This window comes from Terribacillus sp. JSM ZJ617 (assembly GCF_044383785.1).
Classification (GTDB): domain Bacteria; phylum Bacillota; class Bacilli; order Bacillales; family Amphibacillaceae; genus Terribacillus.
Genome location: NZ_JBISEQ010000001.1, coordinates 700,547 through 724,459, shown reverse-complemented (window position 1 = coordinate 724,459; position 23,913 = coordinate 700,547). Strand labels below are relative to the sequence as shown.

Sequence of the window (23,913 nt, the reverse complement as noted above, 5' to 3'; positions counted from 1 at the left end):
GAAGAGAAGTGGCTCTCACCACTTCTCTTCCTCTGCTTTATTCAATATCCGCCCATTTCAGCTCCAAGTAGCCTACTGGGTGCATGATGACATTCTTTACATTCGTCTTTTGCAAGTACACATGCTGGTAGAAGTGAAGCGGTACGATCGGCATTTCATCCATCAATATTTTCTCTGCTTCCATCAGCATCTCGTAACGCGCAGCCTCATCGCTTTGTGTCTTCGATTCAGCAATCAGCTTATCGTATTCTTCATTGGACCAGCCTGTTCGATTAGAAGAGGATTCAGTCGTAAAGCTTTCCAGGAAGTTAACCGGATCGCCATAATCCGCCAAGAAGGATCCGCGGAACAACTGATAGACGAGCTTCGTCTGCTCTTCGCTGAACACACTGGATTCGACCGTCTGCAATGTCACATCAACACCTAAGTTTTCAGAAAGCATATTCTGCACGCCTTCCGCCAAGCGTTCGTTTTCTGTATTTGTACCATATGTCAGTGTCACAGCAGGCAACTCATCCCAGCCTTCTTCCGCCATGCCTTCTTCCAGCAATTTCTTCGCTTCGGCTGGATCATCTTGGATTAAATCGCCATTTTCTTCACGGAAGTCACCGCCATCAGGTGTTTCAAAGCCATATGGTACGAAGCCGCGAGCAGGCTGTTCGCCAATACCGCGGACAAACTCAACGATATCATCACGATTCATCGCCATAGCGAATGCTTTACGGATTTTTTCATTCGTAAATGGTTCTTTCTGTACGTTGAAGCGGAGGAATTGATCACCGGCCTGCACCTCGGTCACCAGCTCATCACTTTCCATCAGTTCCTTCGCATTATCTGCAGGGATGGAGGATCTGTCCAAGTCTCCGCTCTGATACATTTGGTACTCCGTATTCCGGTCAGCAACCATTGCCCAGTTCACTTGATCCAGCTTCACTGTTTCAGCATCCCAATACTCTGGGTTTTTGGCCATGATCAGTTCTTTATCATGCGACCAGCTGTCAATTTTGAATGGACCGTTGCTCACATATGTGTCTGCTTCGGCGAACCATTCCGGATTTTCCTCTGCTACTTTTTCATTGACTGGGAAGAAAGCAGGGTTAGTCAGCAGGTTCAAAAAGTATCCAGTTGGTGCTGTTAGTGTCACTTTGAACGTCTTTTCATCGACTGCTTCAATGGCAACATCCTCCGCACTGCCTTCACCGCTGTTATACGCTTCGGCTCCTTCAATCACATATGCCAGGAATGCTGGCTGATAAGCCTGTTCCGGATCAAGCATATGCTTCCATGCATAGACAAAATCGTTAGCAGTGACGTCATCACCATTGGACCACTTGGCATCTTCACGAAGATGGAACGTATATTCCTTGCCGTCCTCGCTGACATCCCAGCTCTTTGCAATCGCTGCTTGTGGCTGGTGACTTTCATCAAGACGAGTCAGTCCCTCCATCAAGTTGTTGACCATTACCCAGGATACACTGTCAAAGCCTTCTGGCGGATCAAGGGATGTAGGCTCCTGTCCGTTATTAAGGCGAAGGACTTTCTTATCCTCTCCTTCTCCACCATCGCCGCTTCCGCCGGCACTGTTATTCGCAGTACACGCAGATAGCAAAAGGACCAATGCAGCAAGACAAGCAATCACAGATAATTTCCAGTTTCTTTTCATCTCTTTTCCCCCTTGAAATTTGATCAGACTGGCTGCCGTTTGGCTCGTGCATCCTGCAGCCAGCATTCCACCTGATGTGAATCGGATAGATAACTGGTGCTAGGATGTACATTTGCGCATACCTGCATCGCATGTGCACATCGGGCCGTAAATGGACAGCCTTGCGGCGGTGCGAACAAATCCGGCGGTGTCCCGTCGATTGGCTGCAGGATATCTTCTTTCATATCGAGCCGCGGCACAGATTGCAGCAAACCGATTGTGTACGGATGCTGCGGACGATAAAAGATATCATCCTTATCACCGGTCTCAATGATCTTCCCACCGTACATGACAGCGACACGATCTGCAACGCGGGCAACAACACCAAGGTCATGTGTGACAAGAATGATCGATACTCCCGTCTTTTCCTGGATTTCCTTGAACAGCTCCATGATTTGTGCCTGGATGGTCACATCAAGTGCCGTTGTTGGTTCATCAGCGATGAGCAAATCTGGTTCGCATATTAGCGCCATAGCGATGACAATCCGCTGCCGCATCCCGCCGCTGAATTGATGCGGGTATTGCTTCAGCCTGCTCTCCGGATTGGCTATACCGACAAGCCGGAGCATTTCCAAGGCCTTTGCCTTCGCTTCGCCTGAACTCACTGATGTGTGCTGCTTCAGTCCTTCCGTCAGCTGGTCACCGACAGTCAAGGTCGGATTGAGTGCTGTCATCGGATCCTGGAAAATCATCGAGATGTCGACACCACGGATAGCCCTCATTTCCTTTTTCGATGTTTGGACAAGATCCTTGCCTTTGAAACGAATCGAACCGCGGACGATTTTACCGGACGGAGATGGAATGAGCTGCATGATGCTGTTGCTCGTCACACTTTTCCCGCTGCCGGATTCACCAACAATCGCAAGCGTCTCTCCTTTTTTCAAATACAGATTCACACCCCTGACAGCCTGGACTGTTCCGCCATATGTCGAGAAATGCACATGCAAGTCATCAATTTCAAGTATCTTTTCCATTCTGTCACCTCCTCAGCTTCGGATCGAATGCATCCCGTAAGCCATCACCAAGTACATTGAAGGCGAACATTGTCAAACTGATGAACAATGCCGGGAAGAACAGCAGCCACCAATCTCCGGATAAAATTGCAGACAGACCATCATTGGCCATCGATCCCCAGCTCGCATTCGGCGCCTGTATACCAAGACCTAAAAAGCTTAGGAATGCTTCTGCGAAGATTGCGGATGGTACAGTCAGCGTGATCTGCACGATGATCGGACCCATTGTATTCGGCAGCAAGTTCTTGCGGATGATTCGACCTGTACTTGCTCCTAATGTTTTGGATGCAAGCACATATTCATGGTTGCGCAGCTGCATCACTTGGCCGCGGACAATCCTAGCCATCCCGATCCAGCCCGTCATCGTCAAAGCAACAATAATCGTGAAGAGACTCGGCCCCATTACAACAAGCAGCAAGATAACAACCAGCAAATGCGGCAGTCCGTAAAGCACCTCGATGATACGCATCATGACACTGTCCGTACGTCCGCCTTTATAGCCTGCGACACCTCCATATATGATTCCGATAAAGAAATCGATCAAGGCAGCCGCTACACCGACAAATAACGAAACACGTGCTCCGTGCCAAAGCCGGGTAAACACATCACGTCCCAAATTATCAGTGCCAAACCAGTGTGCAGCAGATGGCGCTAGGTTTTGGTTCCGTAATGCCCCTTCTGAAATGGAATAAGGCGAGAAAATTGGAGCGAAGACTGCTGCTAGGATCAGGACGATCAGAAAGAATAGCCCAGTAATGGCTAATCGATTTTGCTTCAATCGCAGCCATGCATCTTTGTAGAAGGACAAGCTTGGACGAGCTACTTCTTCCGCTTTGTTCAGATCCTTTTCTATCGGCTGGAACCATTCATCCGGTATTTGCTGTCCAGTCGTATCAATCGGTCTATTATGATGTTCCATATCAGCTGCCTCCTTTCTTGTGCAGCTTGATTCTTGGATCCAGGATGCTGTAAACGATATCGACTAGGAAAAGCATGAAAATGAGAAAGGCACTGTAGAAAACGGTCGTCCCCATAATGACCGGGTAATCACGGTTGTTTATACTTTCAACAAAATACTTTCCCATACCTGGTATGGCAAAAATACGTTCAATGACGAATGTTCCTGTCAGGATAGCAGCCACCAATGTTCCCAGAATGGTAACTACGGGCATCAGAGCATTCCGCAAAGCATGCTTAATGACGATTTTAGCTGGTGACAGACCTTTTGCCCGTGCGGTCTTGATATAATCCTGTGTCAGAACCTCCAGCATGCTGGATCTTGTCAAACGTGCAATGATCGCTGTAGGTCCTGTCGCCAAAGCAATGATCGGCATGATCATATGCATCGGTGAAGACCAAGTCGCAGCTGGCAATATCTGCAAATTCACTGCAAGCTGCTGAATCAGCAATGTTGCCAGGATGAAGTTCGGTATGGAGATACCTAATACAGCCAATGTCATCGCTATATAATCTATAATGCCGTTATGCTTCAGCGCAGCCAGGACACCTAAAGTAATACCAGAAATAAGGGCGATTGTAATTGTCCACATGCCTAGCTCAGCTGATATCGGGAAACCGCGGCCAAGCAAATCATTCACGGTTTCAGTCGGCTGCTTGATGGACGGACCGAAATCAAATGTTGCCAAGGATTTAAGCCAGATGCCGTACTGAACGATCATTGGCTCATCCAAATGATAATGTGCATTCAGGTTTTCCTGGACAGCTTCACTTGTGCTTCGATCCTGTGTCGTGAACGGATTCCCCGGAATGCTGTGCATCAGGATGAATGTCAGTGTCGCGATAACGAATATGGTTGCTATCATAATTACAAATCGGCGAATCAGATAAATTGCCATGAGCTGTCACTCCTAACTGAAGGTCGTATGCATGGCAAGCTCCGTCATAACGAGCATGGCACGATACGCTTCGATGATGTCTTTGGCTGGAAAAGCAACAACGGTTGTACCTGGCTCGATATAGGTGCCTGGCATCAGATGGGCCCATTCCGCTTGTCCATAGTTGGTGAATTCAATTCGCAGAACGATTTTATCCGGCGGGACGAGCGGTTCCGCCATAGTCACTCTCTCCATCGCTTCTTGGACCTTTTCACGAAGAAGCTTGCTTGCTTTCTTCGGTGTCAGCGTTAAAACTGCAGAGCGGGATAGTGACTGTTTGACTGGAGCTGTTACAACCCCTGGGATAAGCTGTTCTGCCTCTAAACACGCTTGATCATCCCCTGCAACCAGAAGGACCGGTACACCGTAATGCCCAGCAACGTACGCATTGAAACCCAGTTCTCCAATTGGCTCATCATTCAGAAAAAAGTTACGGACCCCGTGAATCATGCTATGGGACATGACACCGAACTGTCCAGCACGTGCATGATAGCCGGAAAACATCACTCCTGCAAAGCTTGCATCCAGACTTTGCACCATTGAAAGCGGTTTCACTTCACCAGATATCAAATAAGCCTCTTCATGTAATTCCTCTACCAAAAGGTTATTCATTTTAGAATGGCTGTCGTTGACAAGAACATATGCTGCACCTGCATCCATCGCTGCCCCAATGATGCTATTCGTTTCGGCAGTCATAATCCTTCTTGCCCGTTCGTAATTATGTTTTGAACTGTCTACATATGTATAATCCGGTAAACCGACGATCCCTTCCATGTCCACCGATAGGTATATTTTCATTCTACCCCTCTCTTCCGAACATTCTTTATTAGTTGAATTTTCTAAATAATTATAGCATAGCGCTATACGCTTAGGAAGAAGAATTACCAATTTGTAGGGAAGGTTTTCTTACAAAGACATAAAAAAAATAAGCCCCTTCTGACAAAGGGACTTATCATTAGTAGTCTTAATAAGTTGTTTCTTCCATTGTAGCAGCTGCTTCTTCGAACACTTCATCATTTACGCGTTCGATATCTGCACCAAGTGCTGCCAGTTTTCCATGGAAATTCACGTAACCGCGATCCAAATGCTTAAGCTCTGTAACGCGCGTATAACCATCTGCAATTAATCCTGCCAGAATAAGAGCTGCTCCAGCACGCAGATCTGTTGCCGCTACTTCAGCGCCTTGCATGTTTGTCGGACCTTCCATGATGACACTGCGTCCTTCGATTTTGATCTTCGCATTCATGCGGCGGAATTCTTCCACATGCATGAATCGATTCTCGAATACTGTTTCCGTAATGATGCTGGTGCCTTCTGCACATAGCATCAAGGCCATCATCTGTGACTGCATATCTGTCGGGAATCCTGGGTGTGGCAGCGTTTTGACATCTGTCGCTGTCAATTTGTCAGGACCAATAACACGAATGCCATTTGCTTCTTCCTTGATAATGACACCCATTTCTTCCATTTTAGCAGCAGCTGCACGCACGTGCTCCATTTCAATGCCTTCAATCAAGACATCACCTTTCGTGATTGCGGCTGCAACCATGAAAGTGCCAGCTTCGATACGGTCTGCAATCATGACATGCTCAGCGCCTGTCAATTCTTCAACACCTTCGATACGGATTGTTTCTGTACCAGCGCCAACGATCTTCGCACCCATCGCATTGAGATAGTTTGCTAGATCCACAATCTCTGGTTCTTTTGCACAGTTTTCAAGAATAGTAGTTCCTTCAGCTAGTGCTGCTGCTGTGATGATGTTCTCTGTTGCACCTACACTAGGTACATCCAGATATATTTTAGCGCCCTGCAGGCGTCCTTCAGTACGTAATTCTACATAGCCGTTGCCGACCTGTACACTTGCTCCCATCGCTTCGAACCCTTTCAGGTGCTGATCGATTGGTCGGGAACCAATTGCACAGCCACCTGGCAGTGCCACTTTCGCATGACCGAAACGTGCCAGCAATGGGCCTAAAACCAATACAGATGCCCGCATCTTACGAACATACTCGAAAGGCGCTTCTGTCGTCATTTGCTTTGTAGCATCGACAGTGATAGTTCCATTGCTGAATACCACCTCAGCACCCATGCTGCGTAACACTTCATTGATGGTAAATACATCGGCTAAAGCCGGGACATTAGTAATAACACTTTTTCCTTTACTTGCAACTATACTTGCTGCGATGACAGGCAGTACGGCATTCTTCGCACCTTCGACCTTGACAGATCCTTTAAGCTGCCTTCCACCACGGACGATGATTTTTTCCAAGTTACATTCTCCTCCGCGTCCAATTTCACTATATTAATATTCAGTCGTTATGATAGGCGTTCCTACAGTTACGGTTGATTGCCCATTCCCATCATGCAGCGCAAGCTGGATATTCATGTTGTCTGCTAAGGAACGGCTGGCTTTCAATTGTGTTGTATATCCTGTTGTCGTAGTGTAAACGTTATCTTGCATATTCGTTAGTGGTTGAACATCTAATTTTTCCATGACATTCTGAAACAAAATACCACCGCTTATTTTATCACCGAAACCCGCTTTGAGACAAGCGAATTTTGTCGCATTATATGTGAAAAATCGCGATTCTGCCGCAGATGTCAAGTCTTGGACAGATTGTTGCACCTTTTCTGTCCATTCTGACCCGGAAACTGTATAAATAAGTTCTGCCTGGTATGCCTTATCTGTAGGTACTACCAACAATATACGTTCGGCAATGGTATTTTGTTTATGGGGGGTATGTACCACAAATTTTGTAGCTTTTTCCGTTTTTTCTTCTACAATGGTTCCCGCATTATTCATATCCATCAGCTTTCCCTCGATATCGTCCCGGGAAATTGTCTCTCGTATTGTGACCTCAAAGGTTATAAGCTCGGCCCCTTCGCTATCCAAAACTTCATACATACGATTTACATCATCTGATACGTCAGCTTTCACTGCTCCATATGATTCTAGGCTATTACCTACCAGCATAATGATTATTACGATTAGTCCAAGATAATGTTTCATTTTTCTTTCTCCCCTGTCCGACCATTTTAGAAACAGTATGAACAGAGATGAAAAAGCTTATACACTTTTGATAGAATGCTAGAGTAAATATTGGAGCTGTTTGGTCCAGCTGACCAGTTGAAGAAATACATTACTTACAGTTGTCCCGATAACGATCGTCAGTAAAATAAGCAGCATCCTGGCCTCAAATACTTTCCCTTTTTTTATTAATGCATCTACATTGACCCCCATCAATATACGCCAAGTAATTGCCATAAAAGCTATGTGGGAAACTATACCCAGCATCGCATCCTGTCCTAATACCGCAAACATGATATACACTCCTTAACGGATAAACAGGTAAATACGCGCTTTTTAGCCACATAATACCTTGATATCCAAATTTCCGTACCATTAAACCCGTTTCTTTCAAATTATAACGGCATTTGCTAAGCCCCGCCATCATTATTGCCCAGGAAATGACATAATAAAAAAACAGCATTCCTTGTGGGAATGCTGTTTTTATCAGCGGGCGTGAGACGCGACATCAAGTCGGTTGATTGCCCGGTTAAGCGCTTGTTCAGCGCGGATCTGGTCTAAGTTAGCCTGCTTATCCTGCAGACGTTTCTCAGCGCGTTGCTTCGCCTGTTCTGCACGGTCCACATCAATGTCACTCGCTCTTTCGGCTGACTGAGCAAGGATTGTGATCCTGTCCGGACGGACTTCAAGGAATCCGCCGCTTACAGAAACCCAATCCGTGCGACCTTGGATCTGTAGACGAACCGAGCTAACCTTCAATGGCGCTACCAGCGGAATGTGACCTGGCAGGATACCAAGTTCACCATTTTCCGCTGTACAGCTAACCATTTCATAGTCTTCTTCCAGAACAGGGCCATCAGGAGTAACAATGCTTGTTGTTACGGTACTCATCAGGAGCCCCTCCTATCCTACTATTACATGATTGCTGCTTACTGGTTAACGCCAGCTTTTTCAAGCACTTCTTCGATACGTCCAACAAGGCGGAAAGCATCTTCCGGAATGTGATCGTATTTACCTTCAAGGATTCCTTTGAAGCCTGCAACTGTTTCTTTTACAGGTACATAAGAACCTTTTTGGCCTGTGAACTGCTCAGCAACGTGGAAGTTCTGAGATAGGAAGAATTGTACGCGACGTGCACGTGCAACGACAAGTTTGTCTTCTTCACTAAGCTCATCCATACCAAGGATTGCAATGATATCCTGCAATTCACGGTAACGCTGCAATGTTTGCTGCACTTGACGTGCTACATTATAGTGTTCTTCTCCGACTACGTTCGCATCCAGTGCTCTGGATGTAGAAGCCAATGGATCTACGGCAGGGTAGATACCTTGTTCGGATAGTTTACGGTCAAGGTTTGTTGTTGCATCCAAGTGAGCGAAAGTTGTAGCCGGAGCCGGGTCTGTATAGTCATCGGCTGGTACATATACTGCTTGGATGGAAGTAACGGAACCTACATTTGTAGATGTGATACGCTCTTGCAGCTGACCCATCTCAGTAGCAAGTGTCGGCTGGTAGCCTACTGCTGATGGCATACGGCCAAGCAATGCGGATACCTCGGAACCTGCTTGTGTGAAACGGAAAATGTTATCGATGAATAGAAGTACGTCCTGACCTTCTTGATCACGGAAGTGCTCTGCCATTGTCAAACCAGTCAATGCAACACGCATACGTGCTCCAGGTGGTTCGTTCATCTGGCCGAAGACCATTGCAGTCTTCGCGATAACGCCGGAATCCTTCATCTCGAAGTACAAGTCGTTACCTTCACGAGTACGCTCTCCAACACCAGCGAATACGGAAATACCGCCGTGTTCTTGCGCGATGTTGTTGATCAGTTCCTGTATAAGTACAGTTTTACCTACACCTGCACCACCGAAGAGACCGATCTTACCACCTTTGATATATGGAGCAAGCAAGTCGACAACTTTGATACCTGTTTCAAGGATCTCTGTTTCTGTTGCAAGGTTTTCGAATGCTGGTGCTTCACGGTGGATAGGATCTTTCTTGATTTCGCCTTGGATAGGCTCATCCAAATCGATTGTTTCACCTAATACGTTGAAAATACGTCCTAGTGTAGCTTCCCCTACAGGTACGCTGATTGCTGCTCCTGTATCCACTACTTCTTTCCCGCGCTGTACGCCTTCTGTAGAAGACATCGCGATTGTACGAACACTGTCGTCACCAAGGTGAAGTGCAACTTCCAATGTCAAAGAAGAAGTTTCGTTCACTTGGACAACTAGTGCATTATAGATGGCAGGCAGGTGGCCGTTAGGGAAACGTACGTCCACAACCGGACCCATAACCTGCGTAATGATACCTTTGCTCATCTGGACCCCTCCTATCTGTATTCTTAGGATTGCTGCGCAGCCGCTCCGCTGACAATCTCACTGATTTCTTGTGTAATAGCTGCTTGACGTGCCCGGTTATAAGTAAGCGTCAGCTCATCGATCCGTTCGTTTGCGTTGTCTGTCGCACTTCTCATTGCTGTCATACGTGCAGCGTGCTCACTAGCTTTCGCATCGAGCAACGCACCGTAAATCAAGCTCTCGGCATATTGAGGCAGCAATACTTTCAAAATTTCTTCTGCATCAGGTTCGAACTCGTACATACTTTGTACGGAACGTCCTTTTTCCGAAGAAAGATCTGTTAATGGAAGCAGCTTCTGGGAAGTTACTTCCTGGGAGATAGCACTGTTGAAGTGGTTGTAGAACAATACCAATTCATCGATTTCTTCTTCCAGGAACATCTCCACTGCTTCAGATGCGATCTGCTTGATATCAGCAAAGTCTGGCTGATCAGGCAGTCCGATGATTTCTTTGGCAATCGGCAGGTTGTTCTTTTTAAAGAAGTCCCGGCCGAAACGTCCGGCAGCAATCACCGTATATTCATCTGCAGAAGCGTGCTGATGCTGGATGGTGCGATACACTTCACGGATTACGTTGTTGTTGTATCCGCCAGCCAGACCACGGTCAGCCGTGATGACAAGATAACCTGTCTTCTTGACTGCACGAGTTTGCAGCATAGGATGTGTCGCGTCGCCTGATGCAGCTATCTGCGTCACAACCTCCTGCATTTTCTCACTGTATGGTACAAAAGCTTTTGCATTCTGTTCTGCCCGCGTCAGTTTAGACGCAGAGACCATCTGCATCGCTTTCGTAATTTGTTTCGTCTTTTTGGTAGAGTTGATTTTACTCTGGATATCTCTTAAGGATGCCAAGGCGCATGCAGCCTCCCTTCCGTAAGGAATACGTGCAGCATTCCGAAATTTATAGAAACGTTAGTTTACGACGAATGTCTTCTTGAATGCTTCGATCGCTTTGTTAAGCTGATCAGAATCAGCTGGGTTGCCAGTCTCACGGATACCTTTAAGCAAGTCCGCTTGATTCGCAGCAAACCATGTGTGGAATTCATTCTCGAAACGAACAATCTGCTCAACCGGAATATCATCCAAGTAGCCATTTACTAGCGCATAGATAATTGTTACTTGCTTCTCAACGGAAAGCGGCTGATGCAGACCTTGCTTCAGAACTTCTACAGTACGTGCTCCGCGGTTTAGACGGGACTGCGTCGCCGCATCCAAATCAGAACCGAACTGCGCGAAAGATTCAAGCTCACGGAATGCAGCCAAATCAAGACGCAATGTTCCGGCAACCTTCTTCATCGCTTTGATCTGTGCTGATCCACCTACACGGGATACAGATAGACCTGGGTTAATCGCTGGTCGTACACCTGAGAAGAACAAATCGGACTGCAAGAAGATCTGTCCATCCGTGATGGAGATAACGTTTGTTGGGATATAAGCGGAAATATCACCTGCTTGTGTTTCTACGAACGGCAATGCAGTGATGGAACCGCCGCCTTTTGCGTCACTTAGCTTCGCTGCACGCTCCAAAAGACGGGAGTGCAAGTAGAAAACATCCCCTGGGAATGCTTCACGGCCTGGAGGACGTTTAAGAAGCAAGGAAAGCTCACGGTATGCTGCTGCTTGTTTGGAAAGATCATCGTATACGATCAAGACGTGCTTGCCGTTGTACATGAACTCTTCACCCATAGATACTCCTGCATATGGTGCTAGGTAAAGCAATGGTGCAGGATCAGAAGCACCTGCAGCTACTACGATTGTGTAATCAAGTGCACCGTGTTTACGAAGTGTTTCTACTGTACCGCGTACAGTGGATTCCTTCTGGCCGATTGCAACGTAGATACAGATCATATCTTGATCATGCTGGTTAAGAATTGCATCAATAGCTACAGATGTTTTACCAGTCTGACGGTCACCGATGATCAGCTCACGCTGACCGCGGCCTACAGGTACTAGTGCATCGATTGCTTTGATACCAGTCTGAAGCGGCTCATGAACGGATTTACGATCCATTACGCCTGGTGCTGGAGATTCGATTGGACGAGTGCTGCTAGCTTCGATTGGACCTTTACCATCGATCGGCTGCCCTAGTGGGTTAACAACACGTCCGATAAGCTCTTTTCCAACAGGTACTTGCATGATACGTCCTGTACGACGAACTTCGTCTCCTTCGCGGATGCCTTTGTATTCACCAAGAATAACGACACCGACATTTGATTCTTCCAAGTTCTGTGCAAGTCCCATGACACCGTTAGAGAACTCGATCAATTCTCCGGACATTACATTGTCCAAGCCATGGACACGTGCGATACCGTCACCAACTTGAATAACAGTACCAACATCACTTACTTCTATTTCAGCGTCATAACTTTCGATTTGCTGTTTGATCAACGCGCTGATTTCTTCAGCTTTCATGCTCATGCGGTCTCACCTCTATCCTTATTTGCTCACATTTACTAAATTTCGTTCGATACGAGTCAGCTTGGTTTTAATCGAGCTGTCGTAGATTGTATTGCCGATCCGTACTTTCAAACCGCCTAGCAGTGTCGGATCAATCTTGTTATCGATGGAAACAGCTTGTTTGCCGAGCTTTTTCGCAAATGTCTCCGCCACTGTCTGACGTTCCGCTTCGGAAAGCTCACGGACAGAATAAACTGTCGCCTGTGCAGTTCCTTGCTTTTCGTCATACAACGTTTGGAAAGCATCCGCCACTTGAGGGATACTGCTGATACGTCCAGCATCCAAAAGCAGTTTCAACGTATTGCGAACTTCGATGCTTCCTGCAGCGAAGCTGATTTCGATCAATGCTTTCTTTTTGTCCAAGCCAATCTTAGGCTCTGAGAGGAACCGGAGGAAAGCAGCATCGTTTTGTGCCACTTGCTTCGCTGTGTGCAATTCCGCTCGCACGGTTTCCACGATATCGCGGTTCTCTGCTACTTCGAACAGCGCTTCTGCGTATCGTTTTACAATGGTCACATCACGCATAGCTTATCGCTCCAATTCTTTCACATAGTCACTAATAAGCTTGTCCTGATCGTCGGAAGAAATTTCTTTCTCGATGATTTTGCTTGCAATCTGTACGGAAAGGGATGCCACTTGTGCTTGCAATGCTTGCATTGCTTTTTCCTTTTCGTTGGCGATATCTTCGACCGCTGCGTCTTTCAGGCGTTCAGCTTCACGGCGCGCTGTAGCAATGATCTGCTCTTCCTGCTGCTGGCCCGCTTTTCTTGCTTCTTCTATGATAGATTGTGCTTCTGCACGTGTTTGTTTCAATTCCTCTGCTGCAGTTTTAGCTGCTGCTTCGGCTTCCTTGCGGCTAGCTTCTGCCGTATCAATCTCATTTGAGATATATTCCTGGCGGTCCTGCATGACTTTCAATAAAGGCTTCCATGCGAACTTCTTAAGAAGCGCCAGCAGGATGATGAAGCTGATAAGTTGAATCAACATGCTACCGATAGGTAATCCACCTACTGCAGCACCAATCGTAAGTGTTTGCAACTGTGCCACTCCTTTCGAGCTAAACTATCTTTTTCCCGATTTATCCGGGGCCTTACAAAAAGAATGGCGAATATTCAAGATATAGAATTTCGCCATTCATTCAAATTATAGAGTACTTGCGATAGGTGAATTACATTACCATGAACGCGATAACTAGGGCGAAGATAGGAATAACCTCTACTAGTGCGACACCGATGTACATTGTAGTTTGAAGTCTTCCAGCAAGCTCAGGCTGTCTTGCGATCCCTTCTACTGTGCGGCTAACGATCAGACCGTTACCAATACCTGCGCCTAGTGCGGCTAAACCAATTGCAATTGCAGCTGCTAATGAACTCATGTTTAAATTTCCTCCTTGTATTTAAAAACTGATTAATGTGCTTTTGAAACTTTGTGTGACATGTAAACCATTGTCAGCACCAGGAATATATAAGACTGGATTGTCCCGATGAAAAGACTGAAGCCCTGCCATGCGATCATCGGCACGAATGCCAATACTGTCGTAAATGGCGGGTTAACGCCAGCCAGAGACTCCCCAATCAAGGATAACAATACTTCCCCTGCGAAAATGTTACCGAAAAGACGCAATCCGAGTGTCAGTGTATTCGCTGCTTCCTCGATTAAGTTCAATGGAAGCAAGAACGGCACCGGACGAATGTAGCCCTTGAGGTATTCTTTTCCGCCAAGAATCTTGACACCATAGAAGTTGGTGAGCAAGATGACCATCACTGATAATGTTAGTGTGGTTGCTGCATCGGATGTCGGTGATTTCCACCAAAGATTATGGTCTTGACCCACGACAACCATGATGATGACACCAAGCATGTTACTCACAAAGATGTACATGAAGAGCGTCAGACCGAGCGGCAGGAATTGTTTGCCTGTTTTCCAGTCCATTGCGTCGCCAATCACTTTCTTTACGAAGTCAACTAGCATCTCCATCACGTTCTGGAAAGCACGAGGTCTGCGCTGCAGATTCCTGCTGCCCATTACACAAAGGATAAAGACGATAACAGAGGAGATGATGGTCATCAGAGATGTCGACAAGTTGAAGTCGAGCCATTCGATACCGAATGCATTATTCCACATTGGTGATCCGTGATTCAATTAATTTCACCTCTTTCATTACTAGTCTTTTAAACTCGTGAAGAAACTATCTATAAAGATAATGATGTAGCCAGCAGCTAAACCAATAACTACTGCAATAAGATGGAAATAAGCGTCAAAACGAAGTGCGAGCATCACAGCCAACACAGACGCTGCCATGCGGGAAAAGGTGCCTAAGGCTGGTATTCTGCCATGTGTAGCGACAGCTTCAGTGAACTGTCTGATCTTCCGTTGAAGAAGCCACACGGAGAAGAAGCTGACGGAGGCCCCAAGAAACAAGCCGAGGAAAATGCGCTGGTACGGAGTGAAACCCGCTCCAAGCATCAAAAGTGCCAGTAAATATAGCATCCATTTGAGTTGTCGTGCATGGATCATCTTATTGACTTGCTGCATCTTCATTACTCCCATGCGTGTAAGACGTACATTTACTGCTTATACTTATGTATGGAAAGCGGTAAATACGAAAAGATGGATCAACCTGCAAACCACATATAAGACATATAATTGCTTGTCCACCATTGTTCTTTCTTGCGCCGGTGTTTTACATGATCTGTAGGGACGCTGCGCGCAAACCACGCCTCACTTATGATACAAGCTGCCCACCACACGCAATTTATAGAATACAATAGGCCTATTCGTGGTGTCAATACAAGATTGTGAAATAAATTACAAAGTTAATAATTTCCTTCCACAACAACATTGGATACGCTTCCACGAAAGCAATTAAGCAAAGGACTATCCGTCTTCAAACGCATAGACCTCCGCTTACTATTATATAGGATAATCAGCTGTTCATATATGACAATTCTGTGACATATAATTCACTTACTTGTACTATTTCACGAGCATCCGGTCTGACAAATAAAGCGGCAGTTCCGTTGTCACATACTTTCCATCATTAAGACGAAGCTGAATCAAAGCCAGATAGACTCCGGGTTTTCCGGCTTCCCTCTTACTCAGTCTCCCCTCCAGCAGCCCTGCATCCACTTGTTTTTTGGTCAGCAGCTTTCTGTTATAAATAAGTGTATCTGGATCATACAAGTCTATTCGTAGTTCAGCCGCTCCTTCAGGCAAATAGATTTGATAGTGGTAGGCACCTCTTCTGTCAAGCGGTTTCCATTCCATTTCGAGCCCCATTGCCTTCGGGTAATCTGCGTTTTTTAAGAGGAATAAGTAAGGGATCTGCACTTCCTGTTTTCCAAATCGGGCCGATACATATCCTTGGTGGACACCAGCTTCCTGTATATCAGGATTGACAGAGATACTTATTTTTAATCGTTTCGTTTCATGAGGCGCTAGCTTGACTGCCAATGGTACCTTCCAGCGTGTACCCCTCACTGCTTTAGGCTGATCGAATTGCAGATGCTGATGGACGTCGCTTACATTGTGGACAGTAAGTACGTATTCTGCTTCTTGCTTTGTATCGATCTTTCCGAATCGAATCAGAGGATTTTCAATGATGACTGGCGTAGAGATTGCTTTGGATGGCTGCATTTTCCCCATGCCTTGTTCAATCGGGGCATAGGGCTGCCCATCTGGCTTCAGGAGCTGCTGTGCCGTTGTAAGCAGCGCACCTATTTGCTGCTCATCAGTCCATTCTGGATGCGCTTCTTTAACGAGTGCCAGGGCTCCTGCCACATATGGCGCAGCCATACTCGTACCCTGTAGAGCTTGATACCCGGATTGGGGGACGGTACTCCATACAGGAGCGCCAGGTGCAGCTATTTCCGGCTTGATGGCCCAGTTCCTTGTAACAGGTCCTCTCGAACTGAATGCAGCCATTCTATTCTGGAGCTCTATTTGCTTCGCCGACAGCTGTGCAGTCTGCGCATTTTTTAGAAGCCATAATCCATCCCGCTTTGTGACGGCTGCCACAGGGATTGAAACTGGCTTTTTGCCATCCTGGATGGATGCTTCCAAAGGACCGCTCCCATCGTTATAAATGAGGACAGCTGCAGCATTCGCTTGCTCCGCAGCTCTAGCTTTTTCTGCAAATGGTATTTTTCCTCTTTTGAAGACGACAATTTTTCCTGTCGCATCCGGAAGCTGCCTTTCTCCCGTACCGCCATCCATTATCGGCAAGGAACGACGCTGCTTCCACTCAACAGCTCCTTGAAGCGGCAGAATCGGAATCAGTTTCTTATAAAAACGCTCGTATAGGACAGCTGTTTTCTGCGGTGTGGTAACAGCACCGACAGATAATGCTTTCGTGGCAGTTGCAGGGGAACCGACTGTCCAATTAGCAGGGCCTTCATTCCCATTTGCTGTTACGACGATCACGCCCAGCTCCACTGCTTTATTCACTGCCAGGCTGGTTGGCCAATCCGGTCCGTTCACAGAGCTACCCAACGACAGATTGATGATATCCATCTTATCTTCGACCGCTTTTTCAATAGCCGCAATCACTTGGACTGATGTTCCTGTACCACCTGGTCCCAGTGCCCGATAGCTATAGATGTCAGCATCCGGGGCAATACCTTTCATTTTTCCATTTGCTCCGATAATGCCAGCAACATGGGTCCCATGAATTGTCGCTTCTCCTTCTTCCGGTTTTGTCTCCATCGGATCGTCATCCCAGTCGACAACATCAAAGCCGCCTTTGTAATTCTTTTTCAAATCAGGATGGGTGTAATCAATACCAGTATCGATGACTCCGACTTTGACCCCTTTCCCGGTGACACCCGCTGCACTAGTCCCGAGGAACTCCTGTGTCACAAATGGAACTTCCGCTTTTCTTGCTTCTGCTTTATAGGTATGCACCTGATGGATATTCAGCAGGTGACTGTGCTGGGACAAGTCATGCAGCTGCGCGTCCGTTGCGCGCAGTGCCAATCCTTGGAACAAGGTGTCGAATTCTTCCACGACTTCGATAAAAGGATAATGCATCTCTAAATACTCCCGATAGGCAGATACGTCTCCGTCCAATTCAATGATTACCGTACTCTGCTCTGCAGCTTGAACCGGCTGAAAACCGAAGATGATACATACACATATGAACAGTAAACTAAATCGCTTCACAGCCTCTCCCCCCTCGTGCCATTAGGATGCACGTGTGCAGATTCCCTATGCAAAAAACCAGCTGCCCTATTTGGGATCAGCTGGTTGGAAAGGTATAGGCGGCTGCGATTGAAAGCCGAAATAAAATTGAAGATAATCGGCAATACGAATCGAAGCTCGTCCATCTCCATAAGGATTGGACGCTTGTGACATTTCTTCATGTGCTTGACCATCACGAAGAAGCTGGTCTGCCATATTGAAAATGGTCTTTTCATCTGTACCGGCAAGTTTTAATGTACCAGCCTCGATACCTTCGGGCCGTTCTGTCGTATCACGAAGTACAAGCACAGGAACTCCAAGCGACGGTGCTTCTTCCTGGACACCACCGGAATCTGTGAGAATCAAGTAAGCCTGGGAAGCAAAGTTATGGAAATCAATCAGCCCTAGCGGCTCGATCAGTTGAATTCGATCATGGTTCCCGAGGATTCGATTCGCTATGTCACGCACTGCTGGATTCAAGTGCACCGGATAGACAATCAATGTGTCTGGATGAGCATCAGCAATCCTTCTGATCGCAGTGAACATATGCTCCATGTTTTCACCAAGATTTTCCCGACGGTGGGCTGTGACAAGCACTAAACGTTTGCCAGCAGCTTGTTTCAGGATAGGATGCTGATAATTCGGGTCGACAGTAGTCTGTAAGGCGTCGATTGCTGTATTGCCTGTAACAGCAATAGCTTCCACGCTCTTATTTTCATTAAGCAAATTTTGCCGTGCTTGAGCTGTCGGAGAGAAATGAAGATCTGCTATCACACCAGTCAGCTGCCGATTAAGCTCTTCCGGAAACGGTGAATACTTGTTCCAAGTACGCAACCCCGCTTCCACATGCCCTACAGGGATCTGATTATAGTATGCTGCCAGTGATGCTGCAAAACTAGTTGTCGTGTCCCCATGTACAAGCACGATATCCGGCTTTATCTCTTGATATAGCTCGTCCAGCCCTTCCATCACCTTTGTAGTGATATGTGCCAGGCTTTGCCGTGCTTTCATGATATTCAAGTCATAATCAGGAGTGATGTCAAATATGGTTAGTACTTGATCGAGCATTTCCCGCTGCTGTGCAGTCACCGCGACAATCGTGTCAAACTGCTCTGACCGCTTTTTCAATTCAAGAACAAGCGGCGCCATTTTGACTGCTTCAGGACGTGTCCCGAAGACAAGCATGACTCTTTTTTTACTTGGTGCCATATAAACGATCTCCAGCATCGCCAAGACCTGGTACGATATAGCCGTGATCATCAAGTTTTTCATCCATTGCAGCCAGGTAAATATCTACATCCGGATGTTCTTTCTTGATCACTTCCACACCTTCAGGAGCAGCGATTAAGCACATTAGACGAATCTGTTTCGCACCGCGCTTTTTCAAGGAGTGGATCGCATCATTAGCAGATCCGCCTGTTGCAAGCATCGGATCGATGACAATCAATTCACGTTCTTCAATATCAGATGGGAGTTTGATATAGTACTCCACTGGCTGCATTGTTTCCGGATCTCGGTACATACCAATATGTCCGACACGCGCAGCAGGGATCAGGCGCAGGATTCCTTCCGTCATACCAAGACCCGCACGCAAGATCGGTACAAGTCCGATTTTCTTCCCAGCAAGTACCTTCGTTTTCGCTTCTACGACAGGTGTTTGAATCGTTGTCTCTTCCATTGGCAGATCACGCGTGATCTCAAACGCCATAAGCGCAGCAACCTCATCCACCAACTCACGGAACTCCTTCGTACCTGTATTCTTATCACGTATGTACGTAAGCTTATGCTGAATTAATGGATGATCCAAAACAAAAACATTACCCATTTCCGAACACTCCCTCTAAAAATATTCAAATCTTAACTAGTATACAGAAAGAGAAAAAGGAACGCAATGAAAATAAGGAAAGCAGAAAAGATCGGCTAGAAACGGAGGGGGCAGTAAGAAAGCACTGGTTAGTAAGCCTTTTCTCTCCTTGGCACCGCTTCGGCAGAACACTCCGCTTTCCACGGGCACGGCCTCAGCCTCCTCGTGGAAAGAACGCCACTGCGGGGTCTTCAACTCGCGCTGTTCCCGTAGGAGTCTCCGTGTTTTGCCTACGCTAGGGCAGATAATCATAAAAAAACCGAACCTACGTAATCTCCTTAAAAGATTCACGTTATAGTTCGGTTACAACTACTTAAGACACTTATGTCCCAAACTCAATCATAGTAATACTCACTGGAATTTCTATCTTTTCACCTGAATTTCACAGGATCATCAGTAGACTATGTCTCAACCATTTTCCCATCCATTAAATCGATTAGTTTTATGGCCACCTATTTCCTTATGGCTATTCATTACACTGAACTTCTGGTCCGTGAATAATTTTGAAGTAATTTTTATGTTTTTTGCTTTTGGTGTGTATTGGTTAAATGTCTTAGGAAATGGGGGAGAAAAAAGAGACCTTCTAATTCATCCAAATGTATTCGATACAATAACAAGATTTCGGCAAAGAAGAGGAATAGATACTGTACTAAGCCCTTCAGATGACAGTCCTCTTCTAACTACAGCTAACGGAAAGCCATACACATATAAATACCTTTCTAACTATATAGGAAAGGCAATCTACCGTACAGATCTGCCTTTTATGAAGTATAAGGAACAGGCCGTGAGAGCTCATACATTGAGGCATGGGTTTGAAGATGTCTTTAGAATCATGCAAGCACTTGGACATAAGAAAATTGAGACTACTTTCATCTATTTGGAGAGACATGCTACAAGAAGGAATCATGTTGGGCACGCTTGGAAGGATTCTGCAGTAATGAAGTCGATATAACCTAAAAGTAAATATTTGGATGTCACAAAGCACTGAGACACATTTTACAATCTAAAGAGAATTACCTGGATTTTTATACTTAGAAGGACGATGTAAAACTGTCCTTTTTTGCTCCTTAATAATCTACTCTATCAAAGATGTTCGTACTAAGTGTATGTAAGATAAAGAACGTTCAAAAAATTGATTCCCAATGTTTTTGAACGTTCTTTTAGGTTATTTTTAGTTAAGATAGATGCGAAACTAAATTCTGTAGGTCCATCTTTTGTAAGGAACAATATTAATTAGGTTGAAAATGCCTGGTATAGCCTAGTCTGCTAATACCTCTTGGTTGAACCCGTTACAAGAGTGGGAGTTCTAGCAGCTTCTTTTACATCTGCTTTTGGGCTGAATCAATTACCTGCATGACCTTTTCACTGTGCTCCAGCATAGCAAATGCCTTGTCTAAATTATTTTTGTTTATAATTTCATTGAAAGCAACAAATTCATCGTACATCCGATGTGGCGGATTATTAAGCAATGACTTATTCGTTTCTCTGCTCACGGAGGTTAGTTCAAAATTAGTAATATCATTTGAGCTGCCGCTTACATAGATAGAACCTTTGTCACCTTGAATCGTAATGTGGTTTGGCGATGTGCTGTCTTTTGCCCCAATACATACACATTTAAACGAATCATAATCGAGTAGCAGTATTCCTGATGTGTCAATACCTTTTTCTATGTTTGGCTTATAGCATACCTGCTTTGGGGCACCAAATAATCCAACAGTAAAATGTATATTATAAATGTTAATATCCATCAGTGCTCCGCCAGCTTTAGCAGGGTCAAACACGGAATGAACAATTCCTTTTTGAAAATCATTATAGCGCGAAGAGTACTGGGAATAATTGCACTCTACTATTTTTATAGTTCCTATTTCACTTAAGCTGTCTCGAATCAATTGATATTGCTTAGCATATTGGTTAGAGATTGCTTCAAGCAAAATTAATTGTTTTTCTATAGCAATATTTTTTAGCTCTGTAAATTCTTTTAACGTTGCAGTAAATGGCTTTTCGCATATTACGTTTTTGCCGCTTTGGAGAGCTAGTTTTGTATAGGAAAAGTGCAAATGATTGGGTAATCCAATATAAATCGTGTCTACTTCAGGATCATCTAACAACACTTGATAATCAGTATAGATACTCGTTATGGCATGTTCTCCCTTTAGCTTAACTAGCTTTTCTAGGTGAGAAGGCTTGGAACAAAGAGCCTGAACGGTAATAGATGGTATTTGATCAATAAAACTAAACAGGTCGTGCACAATCATACCTGCACCAATAATTCCTAGCTTCATGTTAGTTACGCTCCTTCATAGCTCGTTCTAAGATATCTATTACATGTATCGTTTCTTCATCTCTAATCTTCTTTTCTACGCCTTTGAAAATCACTCGGTAGACGTCATCATAGACACGTCCATAATCGTCATTTACGGAAATAACATTTTTTTCATGGTAGGTACCGTATTTATCAAGATAAGTTAGCTTTCCGTAGTGGGCTGGTAAATCTACCCCGAAATCATCATGTCCTTCTGGTAAGTAATTCAGCTTTAAATGTTCTTCTTGTCTATCCTGTGTTTCTTTGATAAACACACCTTTTTTTCCGTAGACAGCAAAGCTAGGACGCAGTTTTAAGCGATAGAAACTTGATCTAATAGATGCTTTGTACGTAGGATAATGAAAATCTAAATAAAAGTAATCGTTCATCTTGTCTGCTCCTGAAAGCTGTCTAACATCAAAATGCGTTCTTTCTGGAACTCCGAAGTAGGATATCGCTTGATCAACAGTGTGAACGCCGTGGCCATATAAAAAGCTATTATAATCGGAAAAAGGCTGTTGGGCTGGAGAGTCTGCACGGTAATAATCGTAATTCATTTCTACTTCAACAAGTTCGCCCAGCCCAGCTTGCCGCTTTCAATCACTTTTTGGACGATAAGGAAATCTGCGTCATGTCTTCTATTTTGATAGCATTGGATAACCAAACCTTTTTCCTTTGCCAGAGAAGTTTCATCGGTATTTAATGCAAACGGCTTTTCTACCATCACGTGTTTCCCGTTCTTCAGCGCCATTTTTGCATATTATAATGTGATTCTATAGGCGTGCACATAGATATAAGGTTGATTGCTGGATTAGTCATGACTGCAGACAAATCATCTGTATACGTAATAGATGGATAAACCTGTCTAACCTTTTATTTAGATTTCTGGAATAAATCTCACGATGCATAAAGAAAGGAAGTTGATAGCGATTCGTACTTTTACCGTTTCCTATAAAACCAATTTTCAGCATAAATTAATCCTCCATTCCGCATAGGTCTATCTAATTGTATAGAAAATAGCAAACATATAGTTGAAATATGGAGAAGCTGGTAATATTGTTTATAGAGAAGCGAAAAGATCAGAGAGATTTGGACAAAATGTTTAGCTTCAAAAGAGGATAACATGAATATTATAGGAAAATTAATGACAATGCGTGATTTTACACCAACTGAAAAGACAATTGCTGCGTACATTCTAGAGCATAAGGAAGAGGTCATTCATCTGAATGTTCAGCAGTTGGCAAAGGTAGTTTATACCTCGCATTCGGCCATCATTCGTCTTATTCAAAAGTTAGGTTTGAAAGGATACAAAGAATTCATTGTTGGATTGGCTCAGGAACTGCAAATAACAGTAGCTCACTCTGAAATTGATATCAATTATCCATTTAATTCCACTGCACCAGTCCTACAATTAGCTAATGACATGGCCGATTTAATGTCAAGCACTGTAGAAAAGACGTTCAATTACTTACGACAAGAGGATCTTGAAAACGCCGTTCAAATGCTGAGCAGCGCGAATCGAATTTATATTTATGCGTTTGGCGATTCACAAATTCGGGCAGCGAGCTTCCAAAACAAAATGCTGAAGATAGACAAGCATGTGATTATTGCTACTCAATTAGCAGAATGGGCTTACCATACACAAAATAGCGATAAAAGTGACTGCGCCATTATATTAAGCTACCATGGGATGAGTGATACATTCGCTAAAGCAGCTGCTTATTTACATGCACAAGAGACTCCGATTCTTGTCATTACTTCAGACGAAAGAGGCGAGCTGACGAAGTGGGGGACCACAAATTTGATTGTACCAAACAGCGAAGAAAAGTTTGCAAAGATCGGTACGTTTTCTTCTCAGCTATCTTTTGAATATATATTAAATGTTTTATACGCCTGCTTATTTCAAGAGAATTACGAGGTAAACGTCGCCAAGGCACTCGATGCAGATCGTTTTTTTTAGAAAGCCTATTACCACTCCTCTTTTTTAAGTTCCATACAAAAAAGCTTGTCATCATCAGCAATGGGAGGCCAATCCCAGTGGACACATTTTTGTGTTTCGACAAAATAATTATAGTATCCAAATTATAATAAAAAAAGACAGCCGCATGCGCG

Annotated in this window: 23 protein-coding genes and 1 pseudogene; 2 read left to right on the top strand and 22 right to left on the bottom strand. The window is 44.9% G+C overall.

Annotation, left to right across the window (positions count from 1 at the left end):
* Positions 1–37: 37 nt before the first annotated feature.
* From ACH6C1_RS03555 to upp, 20 genes are all read right to left on the bottom strand, one after another.
* Positions 38–1,663: a peptide ABC transporter substrate-binding protein gene (locus ACH6C1_RS03555; protein WP_374074665.1), complete on the bottom strand. Its 1,626-nt coding sequence runs from the start codon at positions 1,661–1,663 to the stop codon at positions 38–40.
* A 23-nt stretch (positions 1,664–1,686) separates the two neighbouring features.
* The gene (locus ACH6C1_RS03550) at positions 1,687–2,676 is read right to left on the bottom strand and encodes an ABC transporter ATP-binding protein (RefSeq protein WP_366247785.1); all 990 of its coding nucleotides are present in this window, start codon (positions 2,674–2,676) and stop codon (positions 1,687–1,689) included.
* Between the two features lie 4 nt (positions 2,677–2,680).
* Positions 2,681–3,634 carry an ABC transporter permease gene (locus tag ACH6C1_RS03545; protein WP_374074662.1) on the bottom strand — a complete coding sequence of 318 codons (954 nt, stop codon included), beginning with the start codon at positions 3,632–3,634 and terminating at the stop codon, positions 2,681–2,683.
* A 1-nt stretch (position 3,635) separates the two neighbouring features.
* Complete coding sequence (locus ACH6C1_RS03540) at positions 3,636–4,571, bottom strand: ABC transporter permease (protein WP_366247786.1); 936 nt, start codon at positions 4,569–4,571, stop codon at positions 3,636–3,638.
* 12 nt (positions 4,572–4,583) lie between these two features.
* Complete coding sequence (locus tag ACH6C1_RS03535) at positions 4,584–5,408, bottom strand: M55 family metallopeptidase (protein ID WP_374074659.1); 825 nt, start codon at positions 5,406–5,408, stop codon at positions 4,584–4,586.
* 166 nt (positions 5,409–5,574) lie between these two features.
* Complete coding sequence (murA, locus tag ACH6C1_RS03530; protein ID WP_095220928.1) at positions 5,575–6,879, bottom strand: UDP-N-acetylglucosamine 1-carboxyvinyltransferase; 1,305 nt, start codon at positions 6,877–6,879, stop codon at positions 5,575–5,577.
* 33 nt (positions 6,880–6,912) lie between these two features.
* Positions 6,913–7,620: a YwmB family TATA-box binding protein gene (locus ACH6C1_RS03525; RefSeq protein WP_374074656.1), complete on the bottom strand. Its 708-nt coding sequence runs from the start codon at positions 7,618–7,620 to the stop codon at positions 6,913–6,915.
* A 78-nt stretch (positions 7,621–7,698) separates the two neighbouring features.
* Positions 7,699–7,932, bottom strand: coding sequence for a DUF1146 family protein (locus ACH6C1_RS03520; protein ID WP_095220930.1), 234 nt, complete (start codon positions 7,930–7,932; stop codon positions 7,699–7,701).
* Positions 7,933–8,124: 192 nt separating this feature from the next.
* Positions 8,125–8,529 carry a F0F1 ATP synthase subunit epsilon gene (locus ACH6C1_RS03515; RefSeq protein WP_141234103.1) on the bottom strand — a complete coding sequence of 135 codons (405 nt, stop codon included), beginning with the start codon at positions 8,527–8,529 and terminating at the stop codon, positions 8,125–8,127.
* Between the two features lie 38 nt (positions 8,530–8,567).
* Positions 8,568–9,962, bottom strand: coding sequence for a F0F1 ATP synthase subunit beta (gene atpD / locus ACH6C1_RS03510; protein ID WP_095220932.1), 1,395 nt, complete (start codon positions 9,960–9,962; stop codon positions 8,568–8,570).
* 23 nt (positions 9,963–9,985) lie between these two features.
* The gene (atpG, locus tag ACH6C1_RS03505) at positions 9,986–10,852 is read right to left on the bottom strand and encodes an ATP synthase F1 subunit gamma (protein ID WP_095220933.1); all 867 of its coding nucleotides are present in this window, start codon (positions 10,850–10,852) and stop codon (positions 9,986–9,988) included.
* Between the two features lie 60 nt (positions 10,853–10,912).
* Positions 10,913–12,418: a F0F1 ATP synthase subunit alpha gene (gene atpA, locus ACH6C1_RS03500; protein WP_374074651.1), complete on the bottom strand. Its 1,506-nt coding sequence runs from the start codon at positions 12,416–12,418 to the stop codon at positions 10,913–10,915.
* Positions 12,419–12,436: 18 nt separating this feature from the next.
* Positions 12,437–12,982, bottom strand: coding sequence for a F0F1 ATP synthase subunit delta (locus ACH6C1_RS03495; RefSeq protein ID WP_374074649.1), 546 nt, complete (start codon positions 12,980–12,982; stop codon positions 12,437–12,439).
* Positions 12,983–12,985: 3 nt separating this feature from the next.
* Positions 12,986–13,495 carry a F0F1 ATP synthase subunit B gene (atpF, locus tag ACH6C1_RS03490; RefSeq protein ID WP_374074647.1) on the bottom strand — a complete coding sequence of 170 codons (510 nt, stop codon included), beginning with the start codon at positions 13,493–13,495 and terminating at the stop codon, positions 12,986–12,988.
* A 130-nt stretch (positions 13,496–13,625) separates the two neighbouring features.
* Positions 13,626–13,832: a F0F1 ATP synthase subunit C gene (gene atpE, locus ACH6C1_RS03485; RefSeq protein ID WP_077307123.1), complete on the bottom strand. Its 207-nt coding sequence runs from the start codon at positions 13,830–13,832 to the stop codon at positions 13,626–13,628.
* A gap of 32 nt (positions 13,833–13,864) precedes the next feature.
* Positions 13,865–14,599 (bottom strand): F0F1 ATP synthase subunit A, encoded by a 735-nt coding sequence (gene atpB, locus ACH6C1_RS03480; protein WP_095220936.1) that lies wholly within the window; start codon positions 14,597–14,599, stop codon positions 13,865–13,867.
* A gap of 21 nt (positions 14,600–14,620) precedes the next feature.
* A complete protein-coding gene (locus tag ACH6C1_RS03475; RefSeq protein ID WP_366247792.1) occupies positions 14,621–14,992 on the bottom strand; it encodes an ATP synthase subunit I in 372 nt (123 codons plus the stop codon).
* A gap of 441 nt (positions 14,993–15,433) precedes the next feature.
* Positions 15,434–17,617 (bottom strand): S8 family serine peptidase, encoded by a 2,184-nt coding sequence (locus tag ACH6C1_RS03470; RefSeq protein ID WP_374074643.1) that lies wholly within the window; start codon positions 17,615–17,617, stop codon positions 15,434–15,436.
* Positions 17,618–17,683: 66 nt separating this feature from the next.
* Positions 17,684–18,844, bottom strand: a complete 1,161-nt coding sequence (gene wecB, locus ACH6C1_RS03465; protein ID WP_374074641.1) for a non-hydrolyzing UDP-N-acetylglucosamine 2-epimerase — start codon at positions 18,842–18,844, stop codon at positions 17,684–17,686.
* Positions 18,831–19,460 carry a uracil phosphoribosyltransferase gene (upp, locus tag ACH6C1_RS03460; protein ID WP_038564063.1) on the bottom strand — a complete coding sequence of 210 codons (630 nt, stop codon included), beginning with the start codon at positions 19,458–19,460 and terminating at the stop codon, positions 18,831–18,833. The genes wecB and upp overlap by 14 nt, the downstream gene beginning before the upstream one ends.
* 556 nt (positions 19,461–20,016) lie before the next feature.
* Between upp and ACH6C1_RS03455 the strand changes: the two genes are divergently transcribed.
* Positions 20,017–20,451 (top strand): hypothetical protein, encoded by a 435-nt coding sequence (locus ACH6C1_RS03455; RefSeq protein WP_374074639.1) that lies wholly within the window; start codon positions 20,017–20,019, stop codon positions 20,449–20,451.
* Positions 20,452–20,818: 367 nt separating this feature from the next.
* On the opposite strand, the gene ACH6C1_RS03450 is transcribed toward ACH6C1_RS03455, so the two are convergent.
* Positions 20,819–21,781, bottom strand: coding sequence for a Gfo/Idh/MocA family protein (locus tag ACH6C1_RS03450; RefSeq protein WP_374074637.1), 963 nt, complete (start codon positions 21,779–21,781; stop codon positions 20,819–20,821).
* 1 nt (position 21,782) lies between these two features.
* Positions 21,783–22,772: pseudogene (locus tag ACH6C1_RS03445) on the bottom strand (Gfo/Idh/MocA family oxidoreductase).
* Positions 22,773–22,924: 152 nt separating this feature from the next.
* Between ACH6C1_RS03445 and ACH6C1_RS03440 the strand changes: the two are divergent.
* Positions 22,925–23,761, top strand: a complete 837-nt coding sequence (locus ACH6C1_RS03440; protein WP_374074635.1) for a MurR/RpiR family transcriptional regulator — start codon at positions 22,925–22,927, stop codon at positions 23,759–23,761.
* Positions 23,762–23,913: the final 152 nt, after the last annotated feature.